Here is a 19323-nt window from a genome sequence, read left to right on the forward strand (position 1 = left end):
GATTGTAAATCTGCCGGCACTGCCTTCGAAGGTTCGAATCCTTCTCCCACCACCACCATTCAGCCAGTTGCTTAGCAACTGGCTTTTTCATATCAAAAAAATAACACCATATAAAGATCAACAAATCAGGTTAACTTATTTTATATGTGCGATACTGCATATGTTTATCTGACTTATATATGGATCGTTATGACAGAAACTCCACCCTATACGAATGCCGATTGGCAACATGTGAAGGTACTGATTATTGATGATCAACTTTCTTCAGCATTACTTATTCAGAATATTCTACACAGTATAAATCTGGCTGCGATTGATATAGCAACGAACAGTCTTAATGCGCGTCAACTTTGTAAAACCACAGCATATGATTTAATACTGATTGATTTTCATCTTGATCCACAGCTCAGTGGCAGTGAACTTCTTACCGTAATGAGAAAAAATAACGATATCAGCGCCTATTGCGGCATTATCTTTATCTCAGGCGATCGCACCCCTGAAGTTATTGTGACTTCGATTAGCCTAGATGCTGATAGTTTTCTCAGTAAGCCATTAAATATTGGTCAATTAAAACAACGCATCATAGCCGTTTATCAAGCATGCTTGATTCGCAAACCAATTTATATCGCCATAGAAAATAACCATATTCTCGATGCTATTTCGTTATGCCGACAATTGTTGCAGCGGCATGGCCATAATATTGATATTGAAATTATATTGCTTGATTTATTAATCAGCCAACAAGACTGGTTACCCGCTCAGCAATTATTAACTCTATTTAGTGAGCGTAGTCAACACCACAAACTGGGATTACGTCAAGCCCAATTAATGCATAAACAAGGCGATACCCTCGCAGCGATTCAACTATTACAAACGTTGATTAAACAGGTACCCTTATTTGTCGAAGCTTATGACGAATTAGCCATTTTATTACATCAACAACATCAATCGAATGCAGCAAAAGAAATCGCTTACCAAGCACTCGTGCTAACTCCAAGTATCAGCCATCGTTCATTACACGTTGCTCAATTAGCCGTAAATACCAACGATCCATCTTTATTTATAAAAACAGGTAAAATACTGGTGGCTCATTTACCTCTGATTGATAATGATTGGATCATTCAATTTGCTCAATTTACGGCTTTATTTGAACAACTCCATAACCAACAACTATCCCCACAACAACAACGAAAATTAATCAAACAATTCACAAAGATCCATTATCAAGCCCGCCGACGACTCTCTCATCCTCAAAAAATCATTCTCACTGCGTTTCGTCACATTACCTTAGCAAGATTTGCTGCAACCAATAACCAACCATTAAAAGCAAAGCGGCGTTTATTACATGGTCTGAAGATATATTTTGGACAAATGTCGCAAGCACCAGCAGCCGTTATGGTTGATGCGTTACCTTTATTAGTGTATTTCGGAGAGGCTCAATTAATTAAAGAAATATATCAAGCATTAATGACGCGCAGTATATTAGATGAGCATAGCCATCATCGGCTTAATCAGCTTCAAGATAATAAATTTATTGTTGAAAACGTGCGTCTATTAGTTGATCAACTTGCGACGGCAAAAGCAACTATATCACCAGACCCTCAACGCGCTTACCGTATCTATCACACAATTTTACGTGATTATCCTTATAATACAGAAGCACATTTAGGGCGCATGAATAGCTTACTTATGCTGCAACAAATACATCATCCAGAAATTGATGTCAGCTTACAACAAATTAAAAAGATGCCGCTCGCTTCACCATTACAAGAGTGGTTCATTCAATTACAGCAATTGTATCTTGATAAACACAGTGTGGTTTACCCTTAACTTTCACCATCATTACTATCACTTGGTGCACCTTGTCTGTATTTATCATTTATCTGATCTTGTTCATTATGCTCTTGCTCTTGATTCTCTACTTTCACTTCAGGTTCTGCACCAAACATACGCTTTATAAAATCAAACATACTTTACTCCATGGTTATAGCGTCGAAACAACGCTAAGATTGCTAAGATTAATAAACAGCCATCATAGCCACTAGCAGGCATAAGCCCGTTAACGAATAGGCCAGTAAAAACATCATCTATTTAACGACATGTCAGCGAGTTATTTAAAAACAATAACTTGTCATAAATGATATATTTCCTTTTAGCATAGACCCATATCTTCCTTATACCCAAATAAACTTACACTACAGCTATGATCGCCTCTGATTGAAATGATCATATATCGAAGTGATAGCGCAATGTGCTAATATCAGTAACCATAATCATTCGCAGTTATGGATACTAAATATGAAAGTTATTTCTTTTAACATCAATGGGCTACGTGCTCGATTACATCAACTACAAGCTATTATCGATAAACACCAACCTGATGTTATCGGTTTACAAGAAATTAAAGTTCATGATGAAGCTTTTCCGTTAGCGGATGTCGAGGCGATGGGCTACAAAGTCTACTTTCATGGTCAAAAAGCCCATTACGGTGTTGCTATGTTATGTAAACAAGAGCCGATTAGTATTCAGAAAGGATTTCCAACTGACGATGATGAAGCTCAGCGTCGAATGATCATGGCAACCTTTAAGCAAGAAAATGGCAGTAATATAACGGTAATGAACGGTTATTTCCCTCAAGGGGATAACGTTAAGCATGAAACCAAATTTCCGGCAAAAGAGAAATTTTACAGTGATCTAATGAATTACCTTAATACCGCACACACCAATGATGAACAACTTATCGTAATGGGCGATATTAATATTAGCCCTATCGATTTAGATATTGGTATCGGCCCAGTAAACGCTAAACGTTGGTTAAAAACAGGTAAATGTTCATTCCAACCAATTGAACGTCAATGGTTGCAGACATTATTAGATTGGGGCTTTATTGATACATTCCGTCAACTTCACTCCACAGTAGATGATCAATTCTCATGGTTTGATTACCGTTCAAAAGGTTTTGTTGATAACAGAGGTTTACGTATTGATGTGATTCTTGCAACGCCAATATTAGCAAATCGTTGTACTGAAGCCGGAATTGATTATGAATTACGTGGAATTGAAAAGCCTTCTGATCACGCTCCAATTTGGTCAACTTTCAGCAATTGATATGCTCATTAAATCACCATAGCTAAAACAATCAATCGCAGTTGAAGCCGACTATCATTGATAGCGGCTTCTGTTTATTTTGCATATATATTCACCACAATACTGACATCATACCGTTACAGCATGGGGTTAACTACGTTGCTGAATATTATCTGTTGATGATACTTAATATAAAAAAAGTTGAATCAATATTTTTTTAACAGCATAAATACGTTTTAAAAAAACAAGGTTAACTGTAAGTTATTGTTTTTATTTGGTACTTGATTTTAGGATCATAGTTAGGAAATTATGAAATTAAATTACATTAAAATTTTTTTTAGTTTTCTCAAAAAAATTATACCGTTAATATTCAACTAATTACATTATTTCGCAGTGTCACAATATGTCTAATTTTGTTATAAATTTTCACCGCAATGATCCAGATCAAATTTGTGATTCACAACCTTTGCTATTATTCCCATAGCCAAACTTAAACCATTAAAGAGCACCCCTGTGAAAATGGAAACTAATCCTTTTGACTCACTGATGCCACCAGCAATGGCACATAAAGCCGAAGAAGTCGGCGTTTATAAAGCGACAAAACACCCGTTGCAGTCATTCTTTTTAGCGATAACTGCAGGTGTTTTTATCTCAATTGCTTTTGTTTTTTATACAACAGTAACTACAGGCGCTAGTGATACACCTTGGGGCATGTCTAAATTTGTCGGTGGTTTAGCATTTAGTTTAGGTTTAATCCTAGTAGTTATATGCGGTGGCGAGTTATTTACCTCTTCTGTATTAACCACTGTTGCTCGTGCAAGCGGTCGCATTACTACTGGTCAGTTAATAAAAAACTGGGGCATTGTTTACCTCGGTAACTTTGTTGGTGCAATTTTCTTTGTTGCCTGTATTTGGATTGCAGGACAACACCTTGGCGCAAATGGTCAATGGGGTATTAATGCAATGAAAATCGCTCAACATAAACTTCATCATGATTTTGGACAAGCTGTTGTTCTAGGTATGTTATGTAACTTAATGGTTTGTCTTGCAACATGGATGACTTTCTCATGCCGTAGTGCCACTGATAAAGTTATGGTAATGTTGCTACCAGTTGCAATGTTTGTTGCATGTGGTTTTGAGCACTGTATTGCAAATATGTTTATGATTCCAATGGGTATCGTAATACATGCTTTCTCTGGTCCTGAATTTTGGGCTATGACAGGTGTCGATCCTATGCAGTTTGCAGACTTGAACATACATAATTTTATTGTAAACAATCTAATCCCTGTAACCATTGGTAATATCATTGGTGGCGGTGTATTAGTTGGACTAACATATTGGGTTATTCACCGTCGTCCTGAACTTAACGGCAATAGCCATCATTAAGTTTTAACGCGGTAACACTTATTTTTTTCTACTGAATAGTATAGGTAGGTATACAATGGCAGAGCAATTTGCTGCATGGGAAGGCTTCACAGCTGGTGATTGGCAGAACGAAGTAAACGTTCGTGACTTTATCCAAAAGAACTACACTCCTTTCGAGGGTGACGGCTCTTTCCTAGAAACAGAAGCGACTCCAGCTACAGCTAAACTTTGGGAAGCTGTAATGGTAGGCATCAAACAGGAAAACGCGACTCACGCACCTGTTGATTTCGATACTGACGTTGTTTCTACTATCACTGCACACGACGCTGGTTACATCGACCAAGAACTTGAAACTATCGTAGGTCTTCAAACTGACGCGCCTCTTAAGCGTGGTTTGATCCCTAACGGTGGTATCCGCATGATCGAAAACTCATGCAAAGTATACGGTCGTGAACTAGATCCTACTATCAAGAAGGTTTACTCAGAGCTTCGTAAAACACACAACCAAGGTGTTTTCGATATCTACACTCCTTCTATCATTAAGTGTCGTAAGTCTGGTGTTCTAACTGGCCTTCCTGATGCATACGGCCGTGGTCGTATCATTGGTGACTACCGTCGTATCGCACTTTACGGTATCGACAAGCTAATGGCTGACAAGCTAGCTCAATTCAAATCTCTAGAAGAAATGTTTGAGAATGGCGAAGATCTTCAAATGACGATGCAACGTCGTGAAGAGATCTGTGAACAGCACCGTGCGCTTGGTCAAATCAAGACTATGGCTGCTAAATACGGTTGTGATATCTCTCTTCCTGCAACTACTGCACAAGAAGCTATCCAGTGGACTTACTTCGGCTACCTAGCTGCAGTTAAATCACAAAACGGTGCTGCAATGTCTCTAGGTCGTACTTCGACTTTCCTAGACATCTTCATCGAGCGTGATATCGCTGATGGTAAGATCACAGAAGCACAAGCTCAAGAAATGATCGACCACTTCGTAATGAAGCTACGTATGGTTCGTTTCCTACGTACGCCTGAATATGATGAGTTGTTCTCTGGTGACCCAATCTGGGCAACAGAATCAATGGGTGGTATGGGTCTTGACGGTCGTACACTAGTTACACGTTCAAACTTCCGTTTCCTAAACAGCCTATACACTATGGGTCCTTCTCCAGAGCCAAACATCACTGTTCTTTGGTCTGAGCAACTACCTGTAGGCTTCAAGAAGTTCTGTGCGAAGGTATCTATCGATACATCTTCTATCCAGTACGAAAACGATGACCTAATGCGTCCAGACATGAACTCTGACGATTACGCAATCGCTTGTTGTGTATCTCCAATGGTTGTTGGTAAGCAAATGCAGTTCTTCGGTGCTCGTGCTAACCTTGCTAAGACTATGCTTTACGCAATCAACGGCGGTGTAGATGAGAAGCTTAAGATCCAAGTAGGTCCTAAGACTGATAAAGTAACTGCTGAAGTTCTTGACTACACAGATACTATGGATCGTCTAGATCACTTCATGGATTGGTTAGCAACGACTTACGTTTCTGCGCTAAACGCTATTCACTGGAGCCACGACAAGTACAGCTACGAAGCATCGCTAATGGCTCTACACGATCGTGACATCAAGCGTACAATGGCTTGTGGTATCGCTGGTCTTTCTGTTGCTGCTGACTCACTATCAGCTATCAAATACGCAACTGTTAAGCCTATCCGTGACGAAGATGGCATCGCTATCGATTTCGAAATCGAAGGTGACTATCCTAAGTTCGGTAACAATGATTCACGTGTTGATGATATCGCATGTGAACTAGTTGAAACCTTCATGAACAAGATCCGTACTCACAAGATGTACCGTGATGCGATCCCTACTCAGTCTATCTTAACTATCACATCTAACGTTGTGTACGGTAAGAAAACGGGTAACACTCCAGACGGTCGTCGTGCAGGTGCTCCTTTCGCACCAGGTGCTAACCCAATGCACGGTCGTGACGAAAAAGGCGCTGTAGCTTCACTTACTTCTGTAGGTAAACTACCGTTTGCACACGCTAAAGATGGTATTTCATACACATTCTCTATCGTTCCAAACGCACTAGGTAAAGATCTTGATACTCAAGAAACTAACTTAGCTGGCCTAATGGATGGTTACTTCCACCATGAGACTGGCATCGAAGGTGGTCAACACCTAAACGTTAACGTTCTTAACCGCGAAACTCTAGAAGACGCAGTTAAGCACCCAGAGAACTACCCACAGTTAACTATCCGTGTATCGGGTTATGCTGTGCGTTTTAACTCTCTAACTGCTGAACAGCAGGCTGACGTTATCGCTCGTACTTTCACAGCGTCTCTATAATATAGAGCCTTCTGTGTAGGAAGTTCGCTTCCTAATAAAAAACCGGCTTATATAGCCGGTTTTTTTATACCCCAAATTTAATGAAAACACCCTTCATGCTGTATCTTTAATTTTAAACTTCAATATCAAAGAATATCGCAATTAACCATCAAACTTATATTTCCCCATCGTGTTCTTAATATGGTTAAATTATACCTAATCTTTGGTGGTAATAGTCTTGGCTAAATATTACTACAACAATACCTAGAATCTTGTTTTGACGATTTATCACTGCTTAAAACAGCAATATCACAACAAAATAATGATAGTATCTTTATGGTTAGTCATCGCATGAAAGGTACTGCACGGATGATGGCTTTTCATCCATTGGCACAAGTAACCCAAGAGCTTAAATTACACTCGTAAGACTCGACCGCTTTACAACAGCGCTACTTGTACATTGAACAGCTAATTGAACTATTATCACGCCAAATTAACAGTAAATAGGATCGAAGAATGAACATATTATTGATTGAAGATCATGACTTTCAACGTCAAGTTCTTGCAGCCCAATTAGCTCATCTTATCGATCCAAATCAAGACCACATATATTGTGCTACCAATGGTATTGAAGCATTAGAAGCGGTGGCACGTTATCAACCGCAGTTATTATTCTGTGATCTCAATATGCCACAAATGGATGGCATCAGTTTCCTCGGTCATCTCGCTGAACAACAGTTTACTGGTGCGATTATTATTACCAGCGCCTTAAATGCTGATGTCGTACTTAATGTCAATAAAATGTGTAAAAGCTATGGTCTTAATTTATTAGGCACATTAGCTAAACCGATACATCTTGAACAACTAAAACAATTATTAATACAGGCAATTAATCAGCACCCGTTGTGTAATATACCAACGCCTTTACAACTAACGCTAACAGAACAAGATATTATTGATGCTTTTAATGCCAACTATTTAACCCCTTATTATCAACCTATCGTTAATTTAAAAACAGGTGACTGGGTTGCTAGCGAAGCATTAATTCGATTTATTCACCCATCTTATGGCATCGTCCCCGCAAGTTGTTTCATTCAACACTTAACCCAAATAGGTAAAGACAGCCATCTCGCCTTACTCATTATCAATCATATAATTAGTCATCAAGCTATATTTGAAGGCCGAAGAGTAGCTGTCAATATTTCGGCCAAAACCTTAGTTGAACGTAATTTTATTAATCATGTGCTAGCGTTGCATAATCAATACCCACAACTGCATCATTGGCTCTATTTTGAATTAACCGAATCAGATTTATTTGAATCAGCAGGCAAAGCATTAGAAGCCGCTGCCCGATTAGGTATGCGTGGTTTTAATCTTTCAATTGATGATTTTGGTACGGGTTATTCATCGCTAAAACAACTCGATATCTTGCCGTTTAAGTCACTAAAGTTAGACATTAGCTTTGTGCAAGCGATGCCAACAAATTACACCGCTAAAGTGATTATTGAAACGTGTTTATTATTAGCACATCGGCTGAATTTAACAGCAATTGCTGAAGGTGTCGAAGATATTACCTTATGGTTAAAACTGCAAAAAATGGATTGTGAATTAGCACAAGGCTATTTTATTTCACCACCGTTACCTTCTAGTCAAATTCCAATTTGGCATGCTCAATGGCTACAACGAAGCCAACAATTACTCAATAATTTAATCTCAAAAGAGATCGCCGTTAAAACACAATAGATATGAATACCTTCTACTTTTACACCTCGATGGTGAGTAGAGATCCTGAGTTTTCGCTATATTCAAACCTCATTTTGTAATAAAATAACACATAAATAAAACGCAGTATGCGGAGAATTAGAACAATGTCAGTAACAGGTCGTATTCACTCTTTCGAATCTTGCGGAACCGTCGATGGCCCAGGAATTCGGTTTATTGTATTCCTGCAAGGTTGCTTAATGCGTTGCCAATACTGCCACAACCGTGATACATGGGATACTCATGACGGTCGTGAAGCTACTATTGAAGAATTGATGCATGAAGCAAGATCATACCGTCACTTCATGAATGCTTCTGGCGGTGGTGTTACCGCCTCCGGTGGTGAAGCAATGCTACAACCAGAATTTGTCCGCGATTTCTTCCGTGCTGCACAAGCAGATGGTATTCATACTTGTCTTGATACTAACGGCTACATTCGTAAACATACAGACGTAATTGATGAAGTGCTAGATGCTACCGATCTTGTGATGCTTGATCTTAAGCAAATGGATGATAATGTTCACCAAAACTTGGTTGGTGTTTCAAATAAACGTGTGCTTGATTTTGCACGTTACCTACACCAACGTGGTCAAAAAACATGGATCCGCTACGTAATTGTACCGGGATATACTGATGATGAACAATCTGCACACCAACTTGGTGAGTTCATCAAAGACATGGACAATATTGAAAAAATTGAACTGCTGCCCTACCACCAACTTGGTGAACATAAATGGGAAGCTCTAGGCTTTGAATACCCATTGGCTGGGGTTAAACCCCCGAAAAAAGAAACCATGGAAAACATCAAGAATATCCTTGCAAGCTATGGCAAAAAAGTTATGTATTAAGCCATCAGGTCAGTGTTGCTAATACAAAAAGAGCGGCTTATCTTTATCCTCTAAGGAGTGAGATAAGTCGCTCTTTTCTATTGAAGCGTATACTATAAAAAGTATTTATCGTGACAACGGTAATATTGTGACAAGAAAAACGATTAACAACGCCATGATAAATAGTGAGATAGGTAATGTGTATTGCCACTTAGTTACTGGTTCTTGTATAACAACTTCTTTTGCTAAATCTACACCTTTAGTTACTGGTTCTTGCATAACGACTTCCTTTGCTAAATTTACACTCTAATTGATAAGGATCATTTTTATATACAGCATACTTTAAATGCAGAGTAAAAAACAACCAACAAATAAAAATGGAATAATACATTCCATTTTTATTAAAAACTAAAAACATCATCTCTTTATCTTTTACTAAATAGTAATAGCTCCTATAAAAAACATAAAATGATATTTATCCATGATAAAATTATGGTATAAACCAAAAGCAAACGTTTGCATCGATATAAAAGAACAGATTTGCAGTTAAAAAAGCGTTAAATATCAGCATTAGTATTATTCTATCTGCCTATGAGGAAATAAGCTCTCATGAAAAGCGACATCGAAATTTGCCGTGAAACGCGACTCACTCCCATAGATCGCATCGCCTTCAATGCCGGCATTGAAGCACAAGATTTTACGCCTCAAGGCAGCTTAAAAGCGAAAGTTAAACCCGCTATTTTAAAACGGCTAACTAACAAACCTGAAGGTAAGCTCATTCTGGTAACCGCCATTACTCCAACCCCACTTGGCGAAGGTAAAACAGTAACAACCATTGGCCTAGCGCAAGGATTAGCTAAAATTAAACACTCCGTATTTGCTTGTATTCGCCAGCCATCAATGGGGCCAGTATTTGGAATTAAAGGTGGTGCTGCCGGAGGAGGTTATAGTCAAGTGGCACCAATGGAAAAGCTCAATCTGCACTTAACGGGGGATATTCATGCCGTAACTGCGGCGCATAATCTTGCAGCAGCTGCATTAGATGCTCGTCTATACCATGAATCACGCTTAGGCTATGACGGTTTTACTGCACATACGGACTTAGCCGCCCTACGGATTGATATTAATAATATTAGCTGGAAGCGAGTAATGGATCACAATGATCGTGCATTACGTATGATTACAGTTGGTCAAAATGAGCCAGGAAAAACCATTAATGGCTTAGAACGTCAAGATGGTTTTGATATTTCAGCTGCTTCTGAATTAATGGCTATTTTAGCCCTAGCTACAGATCTAGCTGATATGCGTCAACGCATCGGTAAAATAGTAGTGGCTTATAACCTTGATGGTGAGCCCGTTACAACAGAAGATCTGCAAGTTGCAGGCGCAATGGCAGTCATTATGTGCGAAGCGATTGAGCCGACATTAATGCAAACCTTAGAAGGGGTGCCAACACTTATTCATACCGGGCCATTTGCGAATATTGCTCACGGTAACTCATCAATCATCGCCGATAAAATCGCACTAAAATTGAGTGAGTTTACGGTGACTGAAGGTGGCTTTGGTTCTGATATGGGATTTGAAAAAGCCTGTAATATTAAAGCACAACAAGCACAGCGTGGTCCTGATTGCGCAGTCGTTGTTGCAACGTTACGTGGCCTAAAAGCAAATTCAGGAATCTATGATTTACAGCCAGGGCAATCATTGCCTGATAGTATTTTTGAACCCGATTGTGCTGCTTTATTAGCTGGCTTTGAAAATTTACGTTGGCATATTAATAATGCCGCCAAATACGGTGTGCCCGTTGTAGTGGCGATTAATCGTTTTCCACAAGATACTGATCAAGAACTTGAGCAATTAAAGCAATTAATTTTAGCGACAACATTTAATGTTCATGTAGATGTTGCACTCAGTGAAGCTTTTGCCAAAGGTGGCGATGGTGCAATTGAACTCGCCCATGCGGTGGTTAACGCTTGTAAAACGCTGGCAAACTTCACACCACTATATCGCTTGAATCAACCAATTGAAGAGAAATTAATGGCGGTTGCTGAAGTCGGTTATGGCGCGAAAAATATTGAACTGTCACCTTTAGCAACACAACAGCTAACTCAATTAAAAGCACAAGGATTTAATGATTTAGCTATCTGTATGGCAAAAACCCCTCTATCTATTACTACAGACCCTCATATTAAAGGTGCACCAACAGATTTCACCGTCCCCGTAAGAGAGTTAAAATTATGTGCAGGTGCTGGGTTCATCTATGCTTTATGCGGTAATGTTATGACTATGCCAGGCCTACCAGAAAAACCAGCATTTATGAATCTTGATCTTGATGCTGATGGCAACATTATTGGCCTAAGCTAAAATCGTATTATTAGATATATAGGTATCGGTAATTGTTATGATTATCGATACTGATTTCTCCCTCGATCTCAATCACCGCATCATAAATGTACATTAACTTCCCTCTTTTTTGTTATCAATTCATATTACAATAATATTTAACCGTTAAATAAGCCTACAAAAAAAGCGGTTTTCAATTGAAATCAAATAGATATGTTTTTTATCAATATATCAAATGGATAACATCCGTTAACAAAAAATAATCCTATTCGTGGTGCCAGATCATTTTATTTTACACGCAACCTGCTAACCTCACTCCCATAAGAAATATTCCTTGTGCTCACTACAGCGATAAAATCACAACTGAACGAGTACAATCTATAAAAAATTTTTGAGGCTTACTACAATGGAAATGACTAACGCTCAACGTCTAATTCTATCGAATCAATATTACATCATGTCAAAACTTGCACCTGAAAATGCAGACAAATACCGTCGTTTACAAATGATCATTGAACGTGGTTACTGTTTACAGATGCGTGAACTTAACAAGGATTTTGGTGAAGTTTCTGAAGATGAATGTAAACAAACTCTTGAAATCATGGAAATGTATCATGCCTTACAAGAATCATTTAATTTAGAAGATTGCCGTTGTGATGGCGCTAAAGACATTGATCAACGTCGACTACAATTCTTAGGTTTTGATATAATTACTGAAGCTAAGTTAGTAAATTACGTCCGTTTTCTTACTAATGATGAAGGTTTATACCCACAATTTCCTAAGAACGAACACCAGTTCAATAGCCATGTACCAATGCTAGATAAATACCAACGAATGCTAACTATTTGGCGCGCATGTCCTCGTCACTATCATTTATCATGCAGTGAAATTCAACAAATCATTACTGCATAAATTTGATCATTATTCATAATAAAACCGAGTTGATAGACTCGGTTTTGTTTTTATTCTCATACTACGAAAACAATAAACAAAATTAATACGTGATCCATTATTTACAATAACATCTCTCTCTAACACTAATAACAGCATTTTTTTGTTATAAAAACCATTAGTGATCATTTCTACCACTAACGTATAATCAATCTTCTTCTACGCGGCTAATGAGTAACCTAGCAAGGTTGTATTTATTAGTAATATGCCATTTAAATAGAATAGATAATAACAATGATTCGCTATGTAAAAAATAACACCATTGGTAATCGCCTGACCTCTGCCATTATATTAATGGCATTTTTAACGATTAGTGTCAGTGTTATTGCCGCATTAACATGGCAAAAATTGAGTCAGCAAATAGGTACTATTGCCAATGATAATATGCCAACTTTACGTTCTAGCTATCGTTTAGAGCGCAGCACAGCAGAATTACAGGCGGCATTAACCGCACTAGACATGAATGCTAATCCGTTAAAGCATAAAGCGATCAAAAAAAATATCGTTTCTATTCTAACGTCCATTAGACAATCAATAGATAATATTTCAAGTTTATATTACTACCCAAAGATAAAATCGGGCCAACAACTATTAGTCGCAAATATTGATAGCTATATAGCATTATTACAACAAAGAAATACTCAGCAATTAGCATTAAAACAAATTGAAAATAATATCAAATGGCTACATCAAGATTTAATTGATGAATTACAACCACTACGTCTCGAAATCGAATGGCAAATGACGCGATTGTTGAATAGCTCTCAAAAATCACCACAAACAAATGATACTAATATCAAAAATGTAATAGCTGAATTTTCGGTAATTCAAACAATCACAATCAATATCAATGAATTACATCAACAAATAGAAGATACTATGCTTCATCGCCAACATAGTGACATTAATACAGCCTTTGATGCTATTGCTCAAAAAATATTACAACTCAATAAAATCAGTAAGCAATTAAATAATTATCCTTCAACAATTACTTACCGCCAATTACAACAAGAATTTACTCAATTAGTGACACCTAATGGCCGTCTTCAAAAATTATTAATATTAGATCATGTTAATAATTTAAAAATAACTCAATCTCAACGTGATATTCGGAATCAATTAACACAACAAGAAAATATAATTCAAACACTTGTGGGTCACGCTGATAATGCACTCTCAAAATTAAATGGTAAAACCAGACATTCGATCTGGATCAGTAATTTAATTTTATTTGGGGTGGTATTTATTACCATTATCCTTAGTGTTATTTTATCGATTTATTTAGTGGGTCGTGGCGTAGTAAAACGCTTAAATCTTTTAGGTCAAGATTTACAAGCGATTGCCAATGGTAATCTCAACGCCCATATTCAAACAACGGGCGTTGATGAAATAGGTATTTTAGGGGATAACTTACGCTACTTCTGCCAGCAGATGCAAGAAATACAAAACTCAAATGCGCTTAATCTCATTAATAATACTCAAGCAAGTATTATTACTTGTGATCTCAATGGTGCTGTTGAATCTGTAAACCCTCAAGCATTAAAGCAATTAAATTTTTGTAATGTCACCCAAAAACATCAAGTTTGGAACCTGTTTAATATTTCAACTCTGACTAAACTACAACATTTATTTACTACTAACGGGCCATTAATGACCAATGGCGCTTATAACATGACCGTCAAATTAATGACGAAAAATGATCAAAGTTTATATTTACGACTAGATTTCCGCACTTTTACTCAAGGTAATGATGACAAAGTTATTATTACAATGACGGATATCACCGAACAAGAAAATACCGCTCGCTGGCTTGAAAATACGGTGGCGGAGAAAACACAATCATTAACCATTCGAAACCAACAACTGCGTGATGAGATAGAAGATCGTAAACGTATTGAAGGTGATTTAATTGAAACTCAAGACGAATTAATTCAAGCGGCAAAAATGGCCGTAGTGGGTCAAACGATGACCTCTCTGGCACATGAACTCAATCAACCACTATCTGCAATTTCAACGCGAATATTTAGTGCTAAACTTGCACTTGATCATAAAAAATACGAAAATCTACCTACAAATCTGACAAAAATAGACGATCTTGTTACTCGAATGAGTAAACTGATAACGAACTTTAGAAACTTTGCTAAAAAACAATCAGCAACCAAACCACTAGGCAAAGTAGATATTCAAAATGCGATTAAACAAGCGTTAATCTTGGTAGAAAGCCGCGCTAAAGTGCAAAAGATAACGATGGTGAACACCATTGAACACCCACTTTACGCACTTGCAGATCAAGTCCAGTTTGAGCAAATTTTGGTTAATTTATTAGTTAATGGCTGTGATGCGGTTGCCCATTGCGAACAACGAGATATAACAATTATTCAACTAAATAGCCCATCCAATAAAATTCGGTTGGCTGTTTATGATAATGGTGATGGTTTTGATGCCACTATCATTGACAAATTATTCATTCCCTTTACCACCACCAAAGATGTTGGGTTAGGCCTTGGATTAAGTATTTGTGGTTCAATTATGACGCGACTAAAAGGTGAAATCTTCCTTGCTTCTAGTTTAACAGGTGGAGCAATGGTCGTACTGGAGTTAAATAAATATGATAAGTGATGATATTGAAGTATTGATTGTGGATGACGATCATGATGTTGTCGAAGCCTATCAAGAACTACTTGAAATAGCTGGATTTAAAGCGCAAACAGTAACAGATTCCACCTTAGTATTAGGAATGCTAAAGCGTAATTGGCCTGGTGTTATAGTATCTGATATGTACATGCCCGGCTTAGATGGCATGGAATTACTAGCTAAAATTCAACAGTATGATCATGAATTACCTGTGATTATTATTACAGGTCATGGTGATATTCCAATGGCTGTAGGAGCATTGAAAAAAGGAGCGGTTGATTTTTTACAAAAACCGTTACAGCCTAAAGAGTTAATTACGCTACTTGAAAAGTATTTACCTCAACGTCGCCAAATTATTGAACAACGTAACACCTTGCACACGACAACCGCAGAAGTATTATTGGGAGAAAGCCCACTAATCATTAAAATCCGCGAACAGTTAAAAACCATCGCATTAACGACTAAAGATGTGTTAATTGAAGGTGAAAGTGGTACAGGTCGCCATACGGTTGCAAAATTACTTCATCAAAATAGTCAATTAAGTAATGGTCCTTTTGTTGAAGTCAATGCCGCAAATATTATCCGTACGCCTGATTTACAACGCAGCATGATTTCAGCCCGTAGTGGGTGCTTATGTTTATCTAACCCCCACCACATGCCCATTGAAACTCAACAATGGTTGTGTCGTTTTTTACTTGAGCAAGAACGCCAAGGGAAAAAAGAAGTCCGCGTTATCGCTTTATTTGATGGTGATCCGACGGAATCTGTTGAAACTGAGCAGTTTTTACCTGAGCTGTTCTACTTTTTAAGTCAGGTACGATTTAACTTACCAACATTGCGTCAACGTAGTAGTGATATAACATTGATATTTAAGCACTATATTAAGCAAAGTTGTAAAAAATTGAACAAAGCAATCCCCGCCATAGATAAAGCTTACCTGGCGATATTAAATCGTTATGAATGGCCGGGAAATGTATTAGAACTTAAAAATGTGGCTGAATTATACGCCATAGGGATCGTCAAACTTGCCGGGCAAGAACGCTCAAAACCATTAGATCAAATGAGTAGTCCACTTGATGATCTGGTTGATGGTTATGAAAAGCAAGTTATTGAAGATGCGTTATACCTATTTTCAGGCCGTATCAATGAAGTGTCATCATACTTACAAATACCCCGTAAAAAGTTGTATTTGAGAATGAAAAAACACGGTTTAGATAAAGCTGAATATAAAGTACGTACGACAAATTAACCATACATAATCCAACAAGCCTTCAATAATGAGGGCTTTATTTTTATCCTCAAAATCTGTTAGCGGCAACCGCTAATAACCATTACACTTTACGGCTGTTTTTCAGCTTTGGTCTATTACATGTCTTATCAATGCCCTTTATGTCACCTGCCTCTTAATGTCGATGCTAACAACACATCATCAATCTCATACCGTTGTAGCAATAATCACCAGTTTGATCAGGCAAAAGAAGGCTATGTAAATTTAATGCCTGTGCATCATAAAAGTTCGAAAAACCCAGGTGACAATAAAGAAATGATGCAAGCACGACGCTTATTTCTTAACACTGAACATTATCAGCCACTACGCGATGCTGTTATGGCACAGTTACGTCAGTACTTACCGCAACAAGCTACAGAACTGCTTGATATTGGCTGTGGTGAAGGTTATTACACCTCTGAATTTGTTCAATTAGGCCAACAATTTCCGACTATCAGCATTCATGGATTAGATATTTCTAAAGTTGCGGTTAAATATGCCGCCAAGCGTTACCATGATTGTAATTTCTGTGTGGCTTCTAGTCACCGCTTACCATTTGCCGATCACTTTTTTGATGGTGTCGTTCGTATTTATGCCCCATGTAAAGGTGAAGAGTTACATCGCGCGATTAAATCTGGTGGAATTCTTGTTGCAGTAACCCCTGCACCACGCCATTTATATCAACTAAAAGAATTAATTTATGACGGCGTTAACTTGCATGATGTGCCTGTAGAGAATATTGAAGGATTTGAGTTAGTCGTAGATCAACAATTGCATTACGACATGACATTAAGTGGTGAAGAAGCAACAGCACTAATGCAAATGACGCCTTTTGCATGGAAAACATCAGAACAAGTATGGCAACAACTGGCACAAGCCCAAAATTTCGAATGTGAAGCTGATTTTGCTATTCGTGTTTATCGTCGCCAATAGTTATAAATAGTGAGATTGATTATCATTTGATATTGATAATCAATCTCAAGTTGTCTATTATTTGCCGTTTATCCTCTCGGTATAACGACAATGAAGTCATTAATTTGTTTAGGTGTTGCAAGCTTATTAATTGGTTGCGCCTCTCCCCCGTCAGCCAATAACACTCTCGCCTCCACCAGCACCGCAACTACCATGTATGATTACACTATTGCAAGTCCTCAAGATGAGCCTCTTTCCGTCGTTCAATTAGCACAAGCGCTACGTGACGCTGATATTATTTTAGTTGGTGAATGGCATAGCCACCCCGCAGCCCATCTTTTACAAGCCCAATTATTGGCAGCACTGTACCAACAAAATCCTAAAATCACCTTATCAATGGAACAATTTACACGTGACAACCAACTGATCCTTAATGATTATTTAGCTGGTAACATCGGTGAAAAAACATTAATCAAAGAGGCCAATGCATGGCCTAACTATGACAGCGATTACCGCCCATTAGTTGAGTTTGCAAAACAAAATAACGTAGATGTTATTGCAGCAAATGCACCAAAATCAATTGTTCGTTGTGTTGGACGTCAAGGGCCGGAATACCTTAATAAGCTTCCCCCTAATGAACGATTATGGGTCGCGCGTTCATTAACACTAGCCACGGATGCTTATCAGCAAACCTTTATTGCTTCGATGCACCATGGCAATAAAGCACAAACTAAACGTCAATTTGCGGCCCAAACGACATGGGATGACACCATGGCAGAAAGTATGGTTGATTATTTAAAACAGCACCCACAACAACAAATAATTCATGTTGCTGGACGGTTTCATACTGCAGAAGGATTAGGTACCGCATCACGAATTCAAGCGCGAAACCCAACGCTTAAAATAATGATGGTGACCCCAATTTCAAATCAAGTCACATTGCATGCGAACGCACCTGATTTCACGGTAAAAATGCAGCCTTTACCACAACGGTATGTACAAAAAGATAAAATGATGGCGGCAATGAGTGCCATGGGGAAAAGAAATTCTGATTTAAAATGCTATTAATATAAGTCAATAAAAACACTAGATAAAGAAGAACCCCATCGGCGGCCAAGCAGTTGGGGTTCTAAGAGAGATAACAGCTATATCTCAAGTTACTGAGCAAGTATACCTTAAACAACCTGTTTGTTGCCTGAATAATCATTCATTATCGAATGATATTCGTACTATAATACGGTTATAGCATGACATTATGGTTACTGCATAACATCATTTATGTGTTCCTATATAGATAAGACCACTGTGATTAAGATTGGTTGCAAAAAAGATCTCGATCACTGAATATTTTTTATCGCACGAATTTCAGCTTTACCCCATCGCTACCCACGCCAATTTACAGTAAAATAAAACCAGAGCTCTTTTCTTTGAGCCAAATTAATTAGGAAAACAATGAAAAAAACATTTGCTTTAACTCATCCCAAGAAAGCGGCTGCGCGTGTTGTAGAAGCAATTAAACACGATGTGAAGAAATACATTCGTCGTGAGCGTAATAAAACATTACCTGCTGGTACTGATTTTTGGGATTTTGATTGCAAGTTTGGTCATACAGAGCAAGAAGCAAAAGTTATTCACGTAAAAGAAATCAACAAGTGCATTGATGAAGCTGAAAAGCTTGAGCTACCGTCACTATACTTAGAAATTCTGGCAAAGCCTGCAACACGTGCACCACGTCCAGAATTTGATTTCGACGAAGAATAATTGCTCATTAGCCATTATGTAATGTGCTATAGATCCAAACAAAAAAGAGTCGCTAATGTGACTCTTTTTTATTGCAACAAAACAA

Annotated in this window: 16 protein-coding genes; 14 read left to right on the top strand and 2 right to left on the bottom strand. The window is 37.9% G+C overall.

The window, feature by feature from the left end; genetic code table 11:
- The first annotated feature begins 189 nt into the window (after window positions 1–189).
- On the top strand, window positions 190–1830 hold the full coding sequence (locus tag Q0V26_RS12550; RefSeq protein ID WP_297481975.1) for a response regulator: 1641 nt from the start codon (window positions 190–192) through the stop codon (window positions 1828–1830).
- Here the strand turns inward: Q0V26_RS12550 and Q0V26_RS12555 are convergent.
- The gene (locus Q0V26_RS12555) at window positions 1827–1970 is read right to left on the bottom strand and encodes a hypothetical protein (RefSeq protein ID WP_297481976.1); all 144 of its coding nucleotides are present in this window, start codon (window positions 1968–1970) and stop codon (window positions 1827–1829) included. The genes Q0V26_RS12550 and Q0V26_RS12555 overlap by 4 nt on opposite strands.
- A gap of 328 nt (window positions 1971–2298) precedes the next feature.
- Here Q0V26_RS12555 and xthA point away from each other — a divergent pair, with 328 nt between their 5' ends.
- From xthA to pflA, 6 genes are all read left to right on the top strand, one after another.
- Window positions 2299–3108 (top strand): exodeoxyribonuclease III, encoded by an 810-nt coding sequence (gene xthA / locus Q0V26_RS12560; protein ID WP_297481977.1) that lies wholly within the window; start codon window positions 2299–2301, stop codon window positions 3106–3108.
- Between the two features lie 498 nt (window positions 3109–3606).
- Window positions 3607–4473, top strand: a complete 867-nt coding sequence (gene focA / locus Q0V26_RS12565; RefSeq protein ID WP_297482002.1) for a formate transporter FocA — start codon at window positions 3607–3609, stop codon at window positions 4471–4473.
- 55 nt (window positions 4474–4528) lie between these two features.
- Window positions 4529–6802, top strand: coding sequence for a formate C-acetyltransferase (pflB, locus tag Q0V26_RS12570; protein WP_297481978.1), 2274 nt, complete (start codon window positions 4529–4531; stop codon window positions 6800–6802).
- Between the two features lie 225 nt (window positions 6803–7027).
- Window positions 7028–7207: an Hpt domain-containing protein gene (locus tag Q0V26_RS12575; protein WP_297482003.1), complete on the top strand. Its 180-nt coding sequence runs from the start codon at window positions 7028–7030 to the stop codon at window positions 7205–7207.
- Between the two features lie 90 nt (window positions 7208–7297).
- Window positions 7298–8524 (top strand): EAL domain-containing response regulator, encoded by a 1227-nt coding sequence (locus Q0V26_RS12580; RefSeq protein ID WP_297481979.1) that lies wholly within the window; start codon window positions 7298–7300, stop codon window positions 8522–8524.
- A gap of 125 nt (window positions 8525–8649) precedes the next feature.
- Window positions 8650–9390 (top strand): pyruvate formate lyase 1-activating protein, encoded by a 741-nt coding sequence (pflA, locus tag Q0V26_RS12585; protein WP_297481980.1) that lies wholly within the window; start codon window positions 8650–8652, stop codon window positions 9388–9390.
- A gap of 105 nt (window positions 9391–9495) precedes the next feature.
- On the opposite strand, the gene Q0V26_RS12590 is transcribed toward pflA, so the two are convergent.
- Entirely contained in the window at window positions 9496–9648 is a 153-nt protein-coding gene (locus Q0V26_RS12590) for a hypothetical protein (protein ID WP_297481981.1), read from the bottom strand.
- 330 nt (window positions 9649–9978) lie between these two features.
- On the opposite strand from Q0V26_RS12590, the gene Q0V26_RS12595 reads away from it, so the two are divergent.
- From Q0V26_RS12595 to Q0V26_RS12625, 7 genes are all read left to right on the top strand, one after another.
- Window positions 9979–11733, top strand: coding sequence for a formate--tetrahydrofolate ligase (locus Q0V26_RS12595; protein ID WP_297481982.1), 1755 nt, complete (start codon window positions 9979–9981; stop codon window positions 11731–11733).
- A 385-nt stretch (window positions 11734–12118) separates the two neighbouring features.
- Window positions 12119–12625 (top strand): YfbU family protein, encoded by a 507-nt coding sequence (locus tag Q0V26_RS12600; RefSeq protein ID WP_297481983.1) that lies wholly within the window; start codon window positions 12119–12121, stop codon window positions 12623–12625.
- A gap of 273 nt (window positions 12626–12898) precedes the next feature.
- Window positions 12899–15283, top strand: coding sequence for an ATP-binding protein (locus tag Q0V26_RS12605; RefSeq protein ID WP_297481984.1), 2385 nt, complete (start codon window positions 12899–12901; stop codon window positions 15281–15283).
- A complete protein-coding gene (locus tag Q0V26_RS12610) occupies window positions 15273–16547 on the top strand; it encodes a sigma-54 dependent transcriptional regulator (RefSeq protein ID WP_297481985.1) in 1275 nt (424 codons plus the stop codon). Before Q0V26_RS12605 ends, Q0V26_RS12610 begins: the two co-directional genes overlap by 11 nt.
- Window positions 16548–16667: 120 nt before the next feature.
- Window positions 16668–17498, top strand: coding sequence for a 23S rRNA (guanine(745)-N(1))-methyltransferase (gene rlmA, locus Q0V26_RS12615; RefSeq protein WP_297481986.1), 831 nt, complete (start codon window positions 16668–16670; stop codon window positions 17496–17498).
- Window positions 17499–17588: 90 nt separating this feature from the next.
- Window positions 17589–18545, top strand: coding sequence for a ChaN family lipoprotein (locus Q0V26_RS12620; protein ID WP_297481987.1), 957 nt, complete (start codon window positions 17589–17591; stop codon window positions 18543–18545).
- 384 nt (window positions 18546–18929) lie between these two features.
- Window positions 18930–19238 (top strand): DUF6172 family protein, encoded by a 309-nt coding sequence (locus Q0V26_RS12625; RefSeq protein ID WP_297481988.1) that lies wholly within the window; start codon window positions 18930–18932, stop codon window positions 19236–19238.
- Window positions 19239–19323: the final 85 nt, after the last annotated feature.

Source organism: uncultured Photobacterium sp., from assembly GCF_947039875.1.
Lineage (GTDB): Bacteria > Pseudomonadota > Gammaproteobacteria > Enterobacterales > Vibrionaceae > Photobacterium.